This is a genomic window from Vogesella mureinivorans, from assembly GCF_007644035.1.
Classification (GTDB): Bacteria; Pseudomonadota; Gammaproteobacteria; order Burkholderiales; family Chromobacteriaceae; genus Vogesella; species Vogesella mureinivorans.
Window position 1 is genome coordinate 1 of record NZ_VMTV02000112.1, and the last position, 423, is coordinate 423.

The window sequence follows — 423 nt, forward strand, 5'->3', positions numbered from 1 at the left end:
GGAATCTGGTCGATCAGCCGCACCCAGACCTGGTTGTAGGGCGGACGCTTGGCCGGGTGCAGCTCGTCGCGCGGATAGACCGAGCGGAACTCGAAGGGCCCGCTGCGGGTGAGCCAGCGCTGGGTGATCGCCGGCAGCTGCGCCAGCGCTTCGGCCGAGATCGGCGACGGCGGGTCGATGTCTTCGGGCTTGGGACCGTCCGGCGGCGAGATCTGATGGTTCACCCCGTCCTCGGGGCGGTGGAAACTGGCCGAGGCGACGAAGATCGGCTGGCCATGCTGGATCGCCGTGACCCGGCGCACCGAGAAGCTGCCACCGTCGCGCGAGTTCTCGACCTGGTAGACGATCGGATGCTCGATGTCGCCGGCGCGCAGGAAATAAGCGTGCAGCGAGTGCAGGGCGCGCTCGGCGGTGACGGTCTGC

1 protein-coding gene is annotated in these 423 nt (G+C 69.0%); it reads right to left on the reverse strand.

The window, feature by feature from the left end:
- A partial coding sequence (locus tag FLQ44_RS02870; protein ID WP_206208639.1) for an acyl-CoA thioesterase occupies positions 1–423 on the reverse strand: 423 nt, incomplete at both ends.